Genomic DNA, 17520 nt, shown 5'->3' with positions numbered 1-17520 from the left:
AATTACTGGTGCAAGTTGGCAATCTTGTAATGTACCGCAAGTCCTTCGTCATCGCTGTGCTTATCTAAATGGTTGCCTTTTTTAACTTTTTTATTGATCTCATTAAGCATTTCTACTTATTGCAAAGGTGAGATGCTCCCCGCCAAGTCAAAGGTTGGATAGCACTTCAAGTAAAACAGGATATAGAATAATTTCTCTCTGATGCTTTGCAATCTAGCTTTCCGGCCAGCTCCGATTTTTCTTTTTCTTGGCTTTTCCCTGTTGTCTGCTTCCGCCAAATACACCTGTTCAAATTTCTCTAACAAGGTCTCAAACGCTCTTCTATTGAGTCCTGTGGTCGCTCTCAAGAGTCTATCTTGATGCAATATTCTGCCAATGTTCAGCATTCAAGGGGATATCCAATCATTGTTTCTTCCCCATTATGCCACTATTACGCAACAAGTCTCATCTAATGTATATAGATAATCGAATTCGGCTATGGTCAGCAAAATCCGCAAGCAAATTTATATCGAAGCCGAACAGGATAATTTACTAAAAGAGAGCGCTCGACGAACGGGACTCAGCGAGGCCGAGATCATCCGACGTGCAATAGATTGGCACATAAGCCCTGTCAACGGTCTCGAAAACCAAAATTTATTATCGCAATTACATAATTTATCGAGACATGAAAAGTTGAAACTGATCAAATTTTTATTGCAGGATTCAGAAACAAATAATGCCGATTCCGATCAGACTTTATTATCTCAATTAGCTGGAACTTGGACAGAGGCGGATGAGATGGATTTTTTACAAAATACAGAAGCCTTTCGAGCAGTTGAGGAAAGTTTGCGGAGCTAAGACCGATTCTACTGGATACCAACGCTTATACCACTTTTAAACGTAATATTTTTGAAACATTTGAGGTTATTAGAAACACGCCTTTAATCGGTTTAAATAGTGTAATTTTAGGAGAATTTATGGTGGTTTTGCGTTGAGTTCTAGAGAAGAATATAACCGAAGGAAACTTAAGCAATTTTTGGAAATATCCAAAATTAACTGTTTTGCGAACGCAAAGCGCTCGCTACGCGAGATCGATTGCGATACCGCCGAATATTACTCTAGAGTTTATTATTACTTGAGGAAAAATGGCAATCCGATTGCGACTAACGATATGTGGATTGCGGCGACCGCTCTACAATATAATCTGGCTTGATTTAGCTATGACAAGCATTTTCGGGCGGTCGATGGGTTGATAACGGGAAATAGCATCGCCGATTTTGCGATTATTCGATCTTAAGAGAATTGCTTCAGATCGGTATCGCTGAAAGTGTAGCTTCAAAAGATACCAGGAAGCCAAAAGAAAGAATCGAACTTACCAAAAACTATTTGAGAGGGAGTCCTTAACTTTTGTTAAAAATAAGTGAGTGGACAGGCTAGGAAAAATTAAGTTTTGAAAATTTAACTGCACTTTACTATACTTTCACTTTACCCTAGAAGAAGAACATCAAAAAGTCAAAAAATATACATGAAGACGGTCAACAAGGAGGGAATAAGCCAACGACCTCATGCCTAGAAAAAAGCTTTTTAAGTAGGAATTAAAAGAGCGGCGGACAGGATGAGTAGTTTGAAAGATTGAGAGGAAAAATCCCATGACGACAACCGTTCAACGCTTAAGCGAACTGAATTTTGCATCCCTATCACCGGCAGGGGGATTGTTCCCGTCGCCGATCACCTGGGAAGACCAAACGTTCTATTTCTTGATGCTCGATCGCTTCTCCGATGGTCGTGAAAACGGGTACAAGGACAACGAGGGGAATTTAGTCCGGAGCGGGACAACCCCACCCTACAGTCCGGCTGGTGCGGAAAATGCCGTGAAAACCGAGGCGGATGCAGCCCGAGCAGCGCGAAGCAGGAGTCAAATATGTGGGAGGGACGCTCAAGGGGTTAGAGAGCAAAATCGGCTATCTGAAACGATTGGGGGTGACGTCGCTCTGGATTAGCCCTATTTTTAAACAGGTTCGGTTTCGGGAAACTTATCACAGCTACGGCACAGGTGTGAGAACCGCTATAGAACAATCAACTACATACGGAGGAACTAAAAATGTCTAATTCTAATGCACTGATAGATAAGATCAGGAAACTGTCTCCATCTAGGGAAATTCTGAGATCCCTTCCATCCCAAGAATCACAGGTTATGACGGTGAACTTTGAAGGCGATCGAGTAGGTCTTTTAGACCTAAGCTATCCCCCTGCGACGGTTTGGGCACGAATGGTTGATTACCTTCAGAGAAATAACAGGCCAGTCTATGTAGAAATCGATTCTGAGACAAATATCATCACAAAATTATCTGTTCCCGAAGCTGCCAAGGTTTGGCGAATAAATGAAAGTGAAGAAGCTGTTTATGTTACCTTCTATACTTCTCAAGCCCGCCACTATCTGCCGCGCAATCATCCGGATTTTCAGAAGATGTTGAATGAACTTCAAGCGGCACTGGCGAACGATGCTGCCATTCTGGTTACATCAACCCAGCAAAACTTTGAAATTATCGATGTCCGACCGCTCCCTCAATCCTTTGGCATTGATCGCCCTACCGAGCCACCGGCTCCATCCGCCCCCGATCCGCCCGTCACATGGGATAGGGCAGTCGAACTGTTTAATCTGATGCAAGCGAAATCCTGTGTGCCCTGCTCCTCTACCGATCCCTGCATTCCTTACAAATTCCCCTATAACGGATGCTGGATCAGGGCGCATCTGATGTGCTATCTGATGATAGCAGAGGGAGAAACCCCCGAAAAAATCTGGATTGATTCTGCGGGTTGCAATTTGCTTGCCCCTAGCTCAAATGTGCCTGAGTGCGAAGTGCATTGGTGTTGGCACGTAGCACCGACGTTGATGGTTCAACAACCCAGCGGGCCGGATCTGAAAATGGTCATCGATCCTTCCCTCTGCGATAAACCAGTTACTCCCGACGAATGGCGATTACGCCAGACTGACACCAGTGCAACACTGACACCTTCTCTATGGGAGCAATACTGGCCCAGCGGAGGGACAGCGACGCAAGCTCAAGCCAACAACGACATGGAGCAGTACAGGATTTTATTAGATGGACTATGCCAGGACTATGGACCTTCACCCTATGCTTGTCCGATTGTCAAGTCCTGCCATTTTATCGTTGATCGCAGCACCTTCGGTGAAGACGAGATTGCAGCAATGCTGAAGCCTGGACAGGCGGCAGTGATTGAAGCAGCTTTTTATGTGATTGTCGATGGCTTCTCTGCCCAAGAGCTTGGCATCACATCTGCAACGCTGTTTGGTGTGCCGAACATCAAGCCTGCACTGACGATCGCCCCAAGCATCGCTCAAATGACAGCCGAGGCGGTTGCGCTTGACGTGGAAGACCCAAGCCATCTCAAACGTCGGCAGAGATTAACCTGGACTTATCAGATTAGCTTCACAGGCACCGACGGATTTGTCAACGACGTGGAGGATGTAACACTTACCGCGTTGATCGCAACTGTGTCGAGTAGCGCGACCATCTACCTGATCAAGCAGCCCAATCCCTACGAAGTCGATGGTCCAGTTTCCTGGTTGAGCGGAGATCTGCGGGTGTTCCAAATTAAGGCAGGCGAGTCGCAGTTTGGCAAGACCATGGGGAACGCGCCCGATCAGGCTCCGGACTTCATCGAGCAAGTGATTGCCAACTTGAACAATGGCACCACTGGTGGACAGACCTTTGACGATATCTCCATCGATCAGCAGACATCCAAACTAGAACTCTCCGAAAAAGTTAAAGTCAACGGGACGCTGACGCCTGTTTTTAACTTTGCGATCGCTCGGGTACACTATCGATCGAAAATCAAAGAGGCGAAAGACGTGCGGGTATTCTTTCGACTTTTCCCAGCCTCGACGACCTCATTGGAATACAACCAGTCAACGACCTACCGTCGCGGCGGAAAAGCCGGCACGATCATCCCGCTCCTTGGAATTCAGGGAGGAATTGCGGGCGGCGAGGTAATCAGTATTCCCTGCTTTGCCGCACCACGAATTGATTCATCGGATCCAACCAAGACCCTGAACGACCAACCTGACCCAGCGAATGTGCAGACGCTTCAACCCGACACAACAGGGGCAGAGAGTTACAACTACTTCGGTTGCTGGTTAGACATCAACCAGTCCTCCCAACCTCAGTTTCCGTTCCAAGCATCACCGATGGATGGACCCTATCCAGCAGCGGATCGTAAAACAATCTATGAACATATCCGCAACAAGCACCAGTGTCTCGTTGCCGAAATTGCCTTTGATCCCGATCCGATTCCACCCAATGCGACTCCAGGATCCTCTGACAAACTCGCCCAGCGGAATCTCATGATCGTTGAATCCCCAAATCCTGGCAACCTCGCATCCCGCCGCATCCCCAATACCTTTGACATCCGACCGACACGGGCAAATCTTGGTCCTGATGAGATCCCGGACGAATTGATGATTGACTGGGGAAACACCCCAGTCGGAAGCCTTGCAACCCTCTATCTGCCAAGTGTCAGCGTCACCCATATCCTGGAAATGGCCGTGCAGATGTACAGATCACACCGATTGATTCGGATCGACGATCATACTCTGCGTTGCCCGACGGATGGCATCACCTATATACCCATTCCACCCGGATCGGACACCAATTTAGCCGGGTTGCTGTCAATCGATTTACCCCCAACAGTAAGGCGAGACGAGGTTTTCACGGTAGTTGTCCGGCAAGTGACGAGTACAGGCAAAGAACTTCCGATTGAGCCACGTCTGCAAGACTCGCCGTCGGAAAACCTGGCGATTGTAGAACATTCAAGGAAATGGCGGCGCATCCTTGGCACATTCCAGCTTACGATTCCGGTTCGGACGAAAGAGGAAATGCTCGGACCGGAAGAACGCATATTATCCAATCTCCGCTGGGTTCAGCAGTCCATCCCCGAAAATAACCGTTGGTTCCCTGTTTTCAACCGTTATGTTGAACAGATTGCTAATCGGGTTGACGCGCTCGGTGGCGATTCTAGCCAGGTTGAAGCATCACCGACTGGAGACTGGCAGAAAGTACGGCTCTGCCGAACATTAGCTATCATCTGTGCCGTCTCACTGACAATTTTCATCGTTGCCCTCGGCATAATGACCAATTGGGTAACTGTCGCAGTGATTGCAGTCTTCCTAGCTGTGATCGCCTTAACCTGGGTCATTCAGTGTCAGCCCAATATTTGCAGCAAGCTGCGGGTTATTGTGGCGGGTGCAGGCATTGGTGCCTTGATACTGGCAATCTTGGTACTACTTGGAGCATCGTCACCGCAACTTGTACCAGTTCTCTGTGGCGCTGTTGCTCTAACAGCTATCGCAAGTTTGATCGGACGTTCTCGAAAATGTTTCTGAGCTTATTGAGGAAGGCGATCGCTTTTTGAAAAGGCAATACGCGATCGCTAAAATCCAACAGGAGGTGAAATTCCCTTGAGCTACTCAACTTGACAACAATGCGATCGCAGTTTTTGAAACAGGAAAGAAGCGATCGTACTTCTGAGATGTCCATGCCACAAAGTAGAAAGTTCACATCTTTTTTAGATTAAACAGGAGTTGAAAAAATGACACGCACAAACAAACGTTATGGATGGGTTCCTGACTTACCAGATCATCGAGATCTGCTTTACGCTGCACCCGTTACGGCACTGAGAGCTTTACCAGCCAAGGTCGATCTCCGCCCTAATTGTCCCCACATCTACGATCAAGAACAGTTGGGCAGTTGTACCGCCAATGCCATTGCTAGTGCCCTTGAGTTCGATCAAATGAAGCAGAAATTGACGGATATTTTTACCCCTTCCCGCTTGTTTATTTACTACAACGAACGGGTCATGGAAGGGACTGTGAACGAAGATAGCGGCGCCATGATTCGTGATGGCATTAAAAGCGTTGGCAAGCAAGGCGCTTGTCCAGAGGAAAAAACCAAACAGCATCCGGGACCTGAGGGCATCTGGCCCTACGATCCTGATTATCAGGTCAGGTTTATTAAAAAACCTACCCCAAAATGTTATGAAGTCGCGGCCAAACACCAAGCAATTCTTTACAGCCGGCTAGTGCGAAACCTCAATCAGATGAAGGGATGTTTAGCATCCGGCTATCCCTTCGTCTTTGGGTTCAGTGTTTACGAGAGCTTTGAAAGTCAAGAGGTGAAACAAACAGGTCGCGTCCCCATGCCGTCTCCCAATGAACAATTATTGGGGGGTCATGCCGTGTTAGCCGTCGGTTATGATGATAGCCAACGGCGGTTTATCGTCCGCAACTCCTGGGGGAAAGACTGGGGAATGCAAGGCTACTTTACCATCCCCTATGCTTATCTGTTGGACGATAACCTAGCTGACGATTTCTGGACGATTCGTCAAGTGGAAAATGAACCGTAGGCTATCTCAAAACTCTATCTTGAGGAGATAGGGAAATCTGATTAAATGCGACTGTTTTCGGAGGAGCAGGGGTGATAAAGCTTATCTAACCTGTTTCCCAACCTCATTTCTAACTCAAAACTTCCATGTTTCAACGCGAATCTACTTTCAAGGATTTGAGCAATTTAAACCTCACTGCTGTACGCTGGATAGCTTTGACCCTGGGGATGATCTTAATCTGTCTCGTAGCTAACCCGGCCCATGCAGCCTGTAATAGTGACAATTCATTAGGAAGGAATTCTGGTATGTCGGAAATTGTAATTTTAGACAGCGATCAGGGGAAAACATTCGAGGTGCAGGCGGGCGATTTAATTGCCATCCGTCTCCCAGAAAACCCCACTACCGGCTATCATTGGGAAATCAGCGGAGTTGACAATCAGCTTGTCGAGTTCCCCGGTTCAGATTACTCGGTAGCACCCGGATCTGGTACAGGCGGTGGGGGTACGCGGACCTTCCATTTTAGGGCGAAGTCCACTGGAACGGCTCAGATTCAACTCAGGCGGCGGCGTTCATGGGAACCTGAGACTAGAGGAATTGAGCAGTTCACAGTCAATATTCAGGTTCAGTGATTGAGTCCTAGTGCTGATTATCTCAAAAGGAGGTATTGAAAAAATGTCTCTAGCAACCTATGGAGTATTAAAATGTCGGGCTTTGGAACGCAAAATCGATCCCCAGACCGATCCTTCGCCCCATTATCAGGTTTTGGTAAGCGATGGGCAGAAAAAACACCGCATCGCCATCAACGTCAAATCCCAAGAAAGCCCTTCGGATTTGCTGTATCTAGTCAATGATGCCTTTCAACACCCAATCTTAAATCAGTTAGCGAACTTCAGTTTAGGATTCCACAAACTGGAAAGCCAACCCGGAGGTGTGGCTCTGGATTTTATTCGCGGGAATTTGTTCCGTCCCGAAGACATGAAGCCACTGCCCCCGGACGTTCCCGGACCTGGCAATGACTTGAAAGAGTTGATTGACTTGTACCTTCAGCGGGCTATTCAAGCTGAAGATGCGATTTTGTACGCCTTCGGAGCCTCTTGGGGGCCGGAACCGACAAACCCCGACCAATACTTTGATTTTGTCCCCGGCAGCGGTATTCACGACCTCCACATGAATCAGGGCAGTGTGGGCAGATTCCAAAAGGATAACGGCGTTTATCAGGATGGCGCACTGCTGATTCATTTCCCCTCGCGCAACCAATGGATCGGCATCTTTCTTGCGTTCCAGTCCCAATCTTTCCATACCGATGATCGCACGGGCGATGCGATTACAGAGGTTCCAGTTGAGGCAGCCGTGAGGATTCTAGCGGCACTGGTGAATCCCCTGGGAGCAGATCCAGGCAAGGAGTCGGTGACACTGATCAATGTTTCGCCAGATGCTGTCGATCTCAAAGGCTGGGCATTGGCAGACAAGCAGAAACGCAAGTCTCGCTTACAAGACATCCGCCTCAAAGCAGGGGGCATCGTGACGGTACCACTGAGCGGGGCGGACGCACAACTGTCCAACGAGGGAGGCATCATCACGCTGCTAAATGCTCGGAGCATCAAAGTTCATGGGGTTTCCTATACCAAGGAACAAGCTCAGAAGCAGGGATGGACGCTCCTGTTCTAAACCTGACTTTTGGCTTTAAGAAAGTCCCTAAACCTAGATTGAGGAGGAGGTCAACTTTCCATGAAGATACCTGTACTAGAGCTTTTCCCCGCCAAATCAAAATTGATGTCCTTGGCTGTTGTTTTCTGTTGCCTGCTGCTGCTTTTCCCGGCCCCCGCCCGGGCTGAAGTCTGGCATCAATCAAATGGCAATAGTCAAGATGTGAATCCGCCATTGGTCGGTCCGGTTTACGACCTGGGTGGCGGCGGGACGGATGTTGATCGAGCCATCCAATGGGCGATCGACCAGGTTCGAGGCTGTCAGGACTGCTCAAAAACTGTCGATCTAGTCGTGCTTCGCTTTCTGACGGACGAAGATCAGGAAGCCTGGGATCGGTCAAAAAAACAACCTGACATTAAAAACGATTACCTCAAATATCATTCCCTCTTGCTCGACCCCCAACAGCGGCTGCAAGGATTAGACTCCATCGAAACTTATGTCTTTACCAATCCCGCCCGCCAAGAAGCTGAACAGCCCCAGATCGCTCAGGCGATCGAGAAGGCCGAAGTCGTCTTTCTCGCTGGGGGCGATCAATGCAAATATGCCCGCAACTTTAAAGGAACGGCGATTGAAGCTGCCATTGAGTCAGTTCAGGCCAGAGGCGGTGCGATCGGGGGAACTAGCGCGGGGGCGATGATTCAGGGGGAGTGGATTTTCAATGCTTGCTCGGATGCCGTTATCTCTGATGATGCCCTGGCCGATCCTTATGAAGATATCCTCTTTACTGACAACTTATTCCAATGGCGGGCGCTCAAGGGAACCATTGTCGATACCCACTTCTACCAGGATGATCGCATGGGTCGAGCGATGGCCTTTGTGGCTCGCTTGCTCAGAGATGGTATCACCCCTCGCGCCCTAGCCATCGGCATCGATGAAGGAACGTCCTTGGTAATTAATCAACAAGGGATGGCTCAGGTCATGGCCAACGAGCGGGACGGTTCAGCTTATTTAATTCTCGGCGACCACCAACCGGAAGTCTGCGAGCGAAATAAGCCTCTTAGTTTCTCAAATTACCGCGTTTGGCGAGTCAGAAATGGTCAAACCTTTGACCTGAAAAACATTCCCGCAACCGATTATTACCAAGTCAGCGTCAAGCGGGGACGCATATCTTCTAGCAATCCCTATCGTGGCTGAATTGAGCGACGGGAGCGAAACTCCCTTTCAGGTTCAGAAGATATCCGCGCTCATTCAAATCAGGAGTCAACCATGAGTGCCATCTTTGGAGAAACCTTAACCTTCCCCCAGGAAAACGGTCCTGAAGTCGAGCTAGTGGTCTTCGGTGACGAGTTCTATTCCCGTCGCGAAACCAAGGACGGTTATACCGTCATCTACGACGACAAACTGGGGCAATATGGCTACGCCATCTTGTGCGAGGGTGAATTTGCTTCCAGTGGCATTCCCATCCTGGAAGCGCCCCCACCTGAACTACAGCCGCACCTCGAGGAAGCTGAACCCATCCGGCGGGAGAAATTTGCCCGGCGTTACACCCAACTGAGACCGTCTCATACCGACTTGCCTTCTCAATCGTGATTCTCATGGCGTTTTGGATTTTGGATTTTCGAGAAAATTTAAACTCAACACAAGGAGTAAATTATGAGTGCCATATTTGGAGAAACCCTAATCTTCCAACAAGACAATGGACCCGACGTGGAACTGGTCGTCTTCGGGGATGAATTCTATGCCCGTTATGAAACCAAGGATGGTTACACCGCCGTTTACGATCCAGAGCGCGGACTCTACTGCTATGCCGTCTTACTGAGTGGGCGATTTGCCTCCAGCGGCGTTCCCATCTCCAAGCGCCCGCCCTCAGACATCCGGCGGGGACTGAAAGAAGCGGAAACTATTCGCAACGACAAGTTTGAAGGGCGCTATGCCGACCTGCGACCGCCACAACCCGGTGCGGCTGCTAACGTGGCCAGGACTCTCGGACCTAACAATGGGCTGCTGGAAGGGCGGCGCGTCAGTGAGGGACACATTCGCGGCTTAACGGTGCTGGTTGAATTTGCCGACCTCACCAGTGCAGTTACCGCCGCCGACGTGGAGGCGATGTTAAACGCCCCCAACTATCGAGAAAATGGCAACTTCTGCTCGGTGCGCGAATACTACCACCTGATGTCCAACGGCAAATTGGACTACTCGAATGTGGTGGTGGGGCCGATTAAACTGAGCCAGAACCAACGCTACTACGTCCAGAACCTCCTCTGTCGGGAAGCCCTCGATAAAGTGGTCAACCAACTGGGTATCGATCTGTCTCAATTTGACTCTCGCGGTGAAGGCATCGTCGATGCACTGAGCTTCATGTATGCCGGGCGCACCGTTTATGAAGGCAACCTCTGGCCCCATAACTCAGAACTGAACCTGACCTACAACGGCATCAAAGTTCGCTACTACACGATCCAGAGCTTAGGCCGCCAGCGAGTTGACCTGAGCATCGGCACCTTTTGCCATGAAAGCGGCCACCTTCTCTGCCGCTTCCCAGACTTATACGACTACGGCTCTCGGGATGGCGATTTTGAGAAGAGTGCTGGCATGGGGTATTACTGCCTGATGTCCGCTGGCAACCACCTCAACAACGGCCGCACCCCCGCTTCCATCTGCGGCTACTTGCGAGATCTGGTCGGGTGGTGTGATCGCCAAGTCCGCTTGAACTCTCCCGGTGTCTATGAGTCCAAACAGGGGGACTACGGCACCCTGATGAAATATGAAACCCACCGGGCTAATGAATACTTCATCATCGAAAACCGCACTCAACGCGGCCTAGATGCCTACCTCCCCGATAGCGGACTGGCGGTCTACCACTGCGATACTCTGGGGTCGAACGAGTGGCAGGGGGGAACCCGCGAGCGCCACTACCAATGTGGCTTGCTTCAAGCAGACGGGCATCTGGATCTCGAAAGCAATCGCAACCAAGGAGATAGCACCGATCTGTTTAAACGAGCGGATGGCGTGGCATTGTCTTACGCAACAACCCCTTCGACCCGGGGCTGGGATAGCTCTGATTCAGGGCTGGCTCTTGCCGATATCTCAGAACCCGGTGAGGTGATTCGCCTCAAGGTGGGTTCGCTAGTCCCTTCCAACGTGGTGACGGGAAAGGTCACTGCTGACCTGCTCATTCCCGATAACAAGCGCGAAGGAATTAGCAGTGCGATCGCCATCAGCCAGGCGGGTAAAGTCAAAAGCCTGTCTGTCGGCGTAGACATCACCCACACCTACATTGGCGACCTGCAAGTGGAGTTGCAGTCCCCGTCTGGCAAGAAAGTCCTGCTCCACGACCGCGCCGGTGGCTCTCGTCGAGATTTACAACAGACCTACAGTTCAAGCTCCACGACTGCATTGTCGGCTTTGAACGGCGAATTGATTGCGGGATATTGGCTCTTGAACGTGCGAGATTTGGCCTCCCGTGACATCGGCCGGCTCAATCGCTGGAACATCGAAATTGAGTACGAGTCAGCGGGGCAAGTTGCCCGAGGTGAAGTGAGTCCGAACCTGTCAATTCCGGACAATACTCCCACAGGAATCAGCAGCGCCATCGCAATTGCCCAGTCAGGAACCCTCAAGGATATCTCTGTAGGGGTAGTCATCCCCCACACTTACATTGGCGACTTACTGGTGGAAATTGTGGCTCCCTCTGGTCAGAGTGTCACCCTACATAATATGTCAGGGGGCAGTAAAGACGATCTGAGGATGACCTACGACCGGACATCTACTCCTGCCCTAGAAGCCTTGGTCGGGCAACAGATTCAAGGCAACTGGTCCTTACGGGTCAAAGACCTGCAGCGGCTGGATACGGGCAAACTAGAGAAATGGTCGTTACAGTTGATGTATTGAGGATGTCTCCTTGAAACCTCGCGCTCGCTTCTTCGGAGGGCAAGATGCGAGCGCAAATCTGAAACCCGATATGGAGACGATCGCTCCTTTATCTAAATCAGTTACAAGCGAATAAAATTTTCAGTTTCAAGTTATTTAACTTATAAATTGGCTTAGATCATGAAAAGAAAAGCATTAGTTATTGGAGTCAATCAATACAAAGGAAGTATTTTTTGCCCACAACATTCTCTCAAAGATGCTGAGGATATCGCTCAGTTACTGCGAACATTTGGTCGATTTGACGAAGTCCAAGTGTTGCTCAATCAATTTAAAGAACAAGATAAAGATCATAAAAACCCTTATGAGCCTGATAAATTAAAAATTTTGATAGAGCAACTCTTTAATCCTCAAGATGGAGATACGGAAACGGCACTATTTTACTTCTCTGGTAATGGTGCTGGAATCTATGGAGCAGAAGAAAAAGAAACTCAAAAAGGTGACCTGTTACTGACTGATTTCCCTGATCCTTTAACCGAATCTCAGTCTGAACCTACACCTAAACCTAAATCAAGAAGTATTTCGCTGACATGGTTACACGATCAACTTGAAAAAAGTCCTGTTAAACAACAAATTGTTTGGCTAGACAGTGATTTCAGTAATTTATTTATTGATTTGTTTTCCCAAGCAAGTAGTGAAGTAAAATATGATCGTTGCTTTATTGCTGCTAATTATAGTTATGCTGGAGAAACCTCTACTCATGGCGTTCTTACGGATGCTTTATTACAGGGCTTGAATTCAGTTAAGCAAATCAAGAATTCAATCACTAACCACGATTTAGTAGATGATCTACTAAAGACATTCAATTGGCCAAAAGATCTTATAAAAAATATTGGATATCCAATTCCAATAATAGAGAGTAATCTTCGTGGTCAAAAGCTATTGAATGATTCGGAAGAAGGAGACGATCTCCTTAGTATTAAAAATGAGACTAATGCCTTAGCTGATATGTTGCTTCTGCGGGATTTGAAGCCACCATTAGCAGTAGGAATTTTGGGAGGATGGGGAAGCGGAAAGTCTTTCATTATGAATCTGATGCAGCAGAGAATGAATGAAATTCGTAGCTTATCCCTAACGGAAGAACAGGCATGGAGTACGGAAGAGAAAAAAGCTTTTCCCTATGTTGGGCATATCTATCAAATCAAATTTGATGCCTGGACTTTTGCTAAGTATAACCTTTGGGCTAGTCTGATGCAAACCATCTTTCTGGAATTAGATCGCCAGATATCGCTTGAACAGAAACTTGCCAGAGTCCTCGCTGAAGACTCTGACAATGAGCCATCACGTGCCAAAGCTCTCCGCGAAACAGGATTCTATTGGTCATTTCTTTATGAAACCAATGAAGAAGATCGTGCCTATTTCTTAGATCGGGTGCTACCCCAACAAAAACTTGCCCTACTGAAAGATCCCCCATTATCAACAGCAGACAGCATTCTATGGAAAGAACTCTTATGGGAGCAATACGGCAAAGTTGAAAAACAATTTCAAGAAAGAAAGGAAAGTCAACAAGCCAAACTTAGTTTAATTGAGCAACAAAAATCCGAAAATCAAAAACAGATAGATAAGATAAAAGACAAAATTGTTCAAATTGAAACAGACTATGAAGGAAGAGAAAAATACCTAAAAAGTAATGTTCAACAAGCGATTCACTCAAGTTTAGATATTGCGAAAACCATTTTAATTAACCGATTAGGAAAAGCAGGAGAAACAGTTTTTGAAATAATCTCCAGTCAAATAAAGGAGGAACTTGAAAAACAAAATATAGATACTAAACAATTTGATGACGTATTAACAAAAGTTAGCCAGATTCTCGAATCAGGAAAAATTCAACAAGATGTCGATGGTAAAACTAGAACAATTAATCTAACTCATAAAGCCTTTACACAATGGTTTTTAAAAAATTCTGGGTTAATCACTGGTTTTGTTATGTTAGGGTTAGCTAGTGTAGCAATACCGATTATTGTAGATAAAATTCCCCAAGTAAATATCGGGGCACAAATTGCCAGTTTAATCATTCCACTTGTTCCTGCGATTGGTGTTGCACAAAAACTGCTTATATCTGGTCAAAAATGGTACATAAAAGTCGAATCTGTCTTAACAGACTACAAAGAACAACTCCAAGAATATAAAACCAAACAACCTGAAAAATTATTACAAGAGAGAACAGAAAATGATCCAGTTTTGAAAAGTTTGTCTCAGCAAACTCAACAATTCATTCGAGTTAAAAATAATCTAGAAATTTATCAGATACAACTTGAACAAGAAACCTTAGAAATAGAACAAGCGATCGCAGAAACTGAAGCAAAATTACCTCAAGAGCAATATGGTAAATTAAGCAGTTTTGTTCGTTCTCGCATAGAAGACAATAGCTACGAAAAACATTTGGGGTTAATGCACCAAATTAAAGAAGATATTTGGAAACTCAGTATAAGTCTATTACCCCCGAAAAGTGAAGCCGAATTTAAAACCAAATTAGAAAACCTCAAAAAAGTCTTTCCTAGGGGTTCAGCCCGCGTCTTTATCTACATTGATGATCTTGACCGCTGCCCCCCTCATCGTGTTGTCGAAGTTCTAGAAGCTGTCCAGCTTTTGGTTAAAACACCTCTCTTCATTGCTGTTCTTGCCATTGATGAGCGTTACATCACCCGTGCTTTAGAAAAGTATTATAAAGACGTACTGATTCCCAGAGGCAGTCCCTCTGGTATAGATTATCTGGAAAAAATTATTCAGATTCCTTACCGGGTACGTTCTATCGCTCACTCAGCATTATTCAATTACTTGGACAAGCAAATGGAAGTGGAGCGTAAACGTGAAGAAAACAAAGCTACCAGTAAAGAGACATCCACTAATAGCTCTCAAGGGACTGAAATAGGTGTTACTAAGACAACAAATAATGACAAATCAGTCTCTACTCAACCGGATCAAATAGCAAAGCTGACCCTGGACACACTCAAGTTTACTGAGACAGAATTTGATGAATTGCTAAAATGCTGTCAACAAATTGAACTCTCGCCCAGAAAAATTAAGCGATTAGTGAACATTTACAAGATATTCAGAATCAGTGAGTTTCACGCCAGCAAAATGGGAAAAAAAAGTGATGAACAAGCAAGAGTTATTTTGTCTGTTCTTGCCCTGTCAGCACGTTATCCTGATTTAATACGGGAAGTGTTTGAAAAATTAGACCTCGAGTTTGAGAAGTTCGAGACATTAAAGCAAGGTCTCAAGAGATTCAAAGAATTGGAGGAGAAAAATCAAACAGTTCAAGCAGAAGAAATAAAGAGCAAGGAGAAAGAGTTAAAGGACAATGAGAAAAAACTAAAAGAAATGAAAATACTTGATTTTTTTTCAGATCTTTCCCTGGAACCTGGTGATGCTTATTTGCAACGAGAATACAATAGACTTAACCTTGATGCGACAGCCTTACTGGAGGACGTAACGCTAACTCAATTTGATTTAGAAACCTTTAATTTGGTTCGTTCATTCCGCTTTTTTGGTGATATTGGCTACAGTCCGGAGGATTCCCAAAGAACAGTTCGTTCTCATCAAGGGTAGATATCAGGCGTTCACTTGACACCGATCTGAAAACATAAATTTCGCCGTCGGCACGGCGGGTCGAGGCTTAACCATATACCACTTCTCGCTTTCAGGGCTTTTTCTTAATTCTAACCTCCCTATAGTGATAAAAGAGCGTTATCGCTTTAAACAGCAGATCGTGGTGAACAGTTATCTCACCCTCTATCCAGCGATTCGAGTCCATCGAGGACGGCAATTAATCGGTCACTAACCCGTAATACCTCTCTAGCATCGTCAGCATTTCCTCCTCTAACTCGCTCAAGTAAGGTCGCTGTAGTTTCCCCAAGATTCCTAAGAAGGCGACGGCGGTATCTTCTAGATCGTCCCGTTCCCTCAGTCTCGATAGTCGATCTCGCGTAGCGAGCGCTTTGCGTTCGCATAATCGCCGCACCGTCTGACAGTCCCCTTCGGTGTAGCCCAACTCCTTGAGGTACTCGATTTTAACCAGATCGATCGCCCCATCGTGAAGTCGCAGATCGCAGGAGCGCGGGTGAACGGCAGTAACGATCGCCCAACAGTTGTTTTTCCCTTTCAGGCGCGGGTTATCTTTGGCAAGGATACCGACCACTTCCCCCACCTCGAAAACATTCGCTTTCCCTTTGTCCCGGTATTTACCCACCGTCTCGCGAACGACTCGGTGGTCGGGAGTTTTGCCCCCAGCTTCCGCTACGGCCTCATTCCAGACGGTGGGTTGTTGTTGCGGGGCAAGGACGGCCAGGGGGCGCACCTGATACTCGCTCGATGGTAGGAGCGGGCAGTTAGCGGCACTCAGGGTTCGGTAGATCGCCGCCCCCGTAATTAAATAGTTGGCCTTCTGACGACTGTGACCGAATCGCCCCCGACAGTAATCCTCGAAGGAGTCGTACCCGTCCCGGTACAACCGTCGATCTCGCAGTTCTTGCAGGGCGGAACCGGCCTGGTAGAAAGCCCGTTCTACCGTCCGCTCTAACCGCTCCCTGTCCCTGACCTCCTCCTCGCTCAACGGTCGCGAGGATTGAATTACCTCCACCTCGATCGCAAAGCGCTCGCTACGCGAGATCGCTTCTACCCCGCGCCCCGCAGAAGCTAACATTTCATCGAGTTCGTCTTCTGTCCATTCCGACCGTCTTTTAGCCATCGCGTTCATTTTCCCCATCCAGAACGAACACATAGGACGGTTTGGGAACTAGAGCCTTCAAGAATACCGTGTCAGCCGTCCAGTAATTGGCTCTCTCTCTCTCGGCTACAGCCAGAAAAACCGCATCGTACAACGTCAGTAAACCGTACATCCGGGCCATCTCCCACGCCCTCTCTCGAATATCTTCCCCATCGACATAATCGATCGGTAATTCCCCGAAGGCACTATAGAGTTGACCCGCCTCCCCTTCCGTTAGCAGACCACTCCTGATTTTTTTCCGCAAAACCGAAGCGATTTCGGCCCATGCGAAACAGGGGAGGACGATCCGACCCGATAGCGCCCGGCCGACCAATTCCGTCGCCGCTCCTTCCTGTTCGTCGGGACACAAATATTTGTTGACATCCTCGCCGCCGTAAACGGACGGCGATTCCCAAACCTCACGATTTGAGTTTCTGCTTCTTTCCCGAAGGATTTTTCGCACCTGCCTTAACAGATTTACTCTGTTCTGGTCTTATGGTCGCTCTACAGACTGACACCGCAAGCCCTGCGGCCAAAATGTTTTTACTGGCGTTAATATCTCGGTCGTGGTGAGTCCCACAGTCTGGACAGTCCCATTCTCGAACATTTAACGGCATTTTCAAGGGCAATATACCCACAATTACTACACCTTTTAGAACTAGGAAACCATCTATCTAGGGTCTGCTGAAAAAGTTTTTCCTGGTGGCAGGGTGTGGGGTGTGGGGTGTGGGGTGTGGGGTTTTACCCATTTTCACCTGGTCAATTACCTAATTTTCAGGCAAAAAGTCCCGGAATTTTCCCCTCAATCACTGCAAGGGTCGGGACTTTTTGAGGTCAAAAAAGTCTAAAAGCCTTATCCA

The 17520-nt window shown here is 47.4% G+C and carries 13 protein-coding genes and 1 pseudogene; 11 read left to right on the top strand and 3 right to left on the bottom strand.

All coding sequences use genetic code 11. The annotated features are described in order from the left end of the window. The first annotated feature begins 477 nt into the window (after positions 1-477). From O9332_RS16145 to O9332_RS16100, 10 genes are all read left to right on the top strand, one after another. The gene (locus tag O9332_RS16145) at positions 478-837 is read left to right on the top strand and encodes a ribbon-helix-helix domain-containing protein (protein WP_002757532.1); all 360 of its coding nucleotides are present in this window, start codon (positions 478-480) and stop codon (positions 835-837) included. A 1029-nt stretch (positions 838-1866) separates the two neighbouring features. Then, the gene (locus O9332_RS16140; protein ID WP_002757534.1) at positions 1867-2088 is read left to right on the top strand and encodes an alpha-amylase family glycosyl hydrolase; all 222 of its coding nucleotides are present in this window, start codon (positions 1867-1869) and stop codon (positions 2086-2088) included. An 85-nt stretch (positions 2089-2173) separates the two neighbouring features. Then, positions 2174-5383 (top strand): protein-glutamine glutaminase family protein, encoded by a 3210-nt coding sequence (locus O9332_RS16135; RefSeq protein ID WP_288026415.1) that lies wholly within the window; start codon positions 2174-2176, stop codon positions 5381-5383. 206 nt (positions 5384-5589) lie between these two features. Beyond that, positions 5590-6402 carry a C1 family peptidase gene (locus O9332_RS16130; RefSeq protein WP_002757538.1) on the top strand — a complete coding sequence of 271 codons (813 nt, stop codon included), beginning with the start codon at positions 5590-5592 and terminating at the stop codon, positions 6400-6402. A gap of 125 nt (positions 6403-6527) precedes the next feature. Beyond that, a complete protein-coding gene (locus O9332_RS16125; RefSeq protein WP_002757540.1) occupies positions 6528-7010 on the top strand; it encodes a protease inhibitor I42 family protein in 483 nt (160 codons plus the stop codon). A gap of 43 nt (positions 7011-7053) precedes the next feature. Next, positions 7054-8049, top strand: a complete 996-nt coding sequence (locus O9332_RS16120) for a DUF2278 family protein (protein WP_079208496.1) — start codon at positions 7054-7056, stop codon at positions 8047-8049. A 60-nt stretch (positions 8050-8109) separates the two neighbouring features. Continuing rightward, positions 8110-9222 (top strand): cyanophycinase, encoded by a 1113-nt coding sequence (locus O9332_RS16115; RefSeq protein WP_002757543.1) that lies wholly within the window; start codon positions 8110-8112, stop codon positions 9220-9222. A gap of 72 nt (positions 9223-9294) precedes the next feature. Next, the gene (locus O9332_RS16110) at positions 9295-9618 is read left to right on the top strand and encodes a hypothetical protein (RefSeq protein ID WP_002757546.1); all 324 of its coding nucleotides are present in this window, start codon (positions 9295-9297) and stop codon (positions 9616-9618) included. A gap of 63 nt (positions 9619-9681) precedes the next feature. Further along, positions 9682-11916: a M6 family metalloprotease domain-containing protein gene (locus O9332_RS16105; protein WP_288026411.1), complete on the top strand. Its 2235-nt coding sequence runs from the start codon at positions 9682-9684 to the stop codon at positions 11914-11916. 159 nt (positions 11917-12075) lie between these two features. Continuing rightward, on the top strand, positions 12076-15504 hold the full coding sequence (locus O9332_RS16100; protein WP_288026409.1) for a P-loop NTPase fold protein: 3429 nt from the start codon (positions 12076-12078) through the stop codon (positions 15502-15504). A 217-nt stretch (positions 15505-15721) separates the two neighbouring features. Here O9332_RS16100 and O9332_RS16095 read toward each other — a convergent pair whose 3' ends face one another. The 3 genes and pseudogenes from O9332_RS16095 to O9332_RS16085 all read right to left on the bottom strand — a co-directional run. Next, a complete protein-coding gene (locus tag O9332_RS16095) occupies positions 15722-16642 on the bottom strand; it encodes a hypothetical protein (protein WP_353852232.1) in 921 nt (306 codons plus the stop codon). After that, the gene (locus tag O9332_RS16090; protein ID WP_288026405.1) at positions 16635-17123 is read right to left on the bottom strand and encodes a type II toxin-antitoxin system VapC family toxin; all 489 of its coding nucleotides are present in this window, start codon (positions 17121-17123) and stop codon (positions 16635-16637) included. The genes O9332_RS16095 and O9332_RS16090 overlap by 8 nt, the downstream gene beginning before the upstream one ends. Further along, positions 17080-17338, bottom strand: a pseudogene (locus O9332_RS16085) (zinc ribbon domain-containing protein); the annotation flags it as partial. The pseudogene O9332_RS16085 and the gene O9332_RS16090, both read right to left, overlap by 44 nt. On the opposite strand from O9332_RS16085, the gene O9332_RS16080 reads away from it, so the two are divergent. Next, on the top strand, positions 17329-17508 hold the full coding sequence (locus O9332_RS16080; protein ID WP_288026420.1) for a hypothetical protein: 180 nt from the start codon (positions 17329-17331) through the stop codon (positions 17506-17508). The pseudogene O9332_RS16085 and the gene O9332_RS16080 sit on opposite strands and share 10 nt — an antisense overlap. The last annotated feature ends 12 nt before the right edge of the window (positions 17509-17520 follow it).

Source organism: Microcystis sp. LE19-10.1B (assembly GCF_027530565.1).
GTDB classification, from domain to species: domain Bacteria; phylum Cyanobacteriota; class Cyanobacteriia; order Cyanobacteriales; family Microcystaceae; genus Microcystis; species Microcystis aeruginosa.
This window is presented reverse-complemented; position numbering and strand designations above follow the sequence as displayed.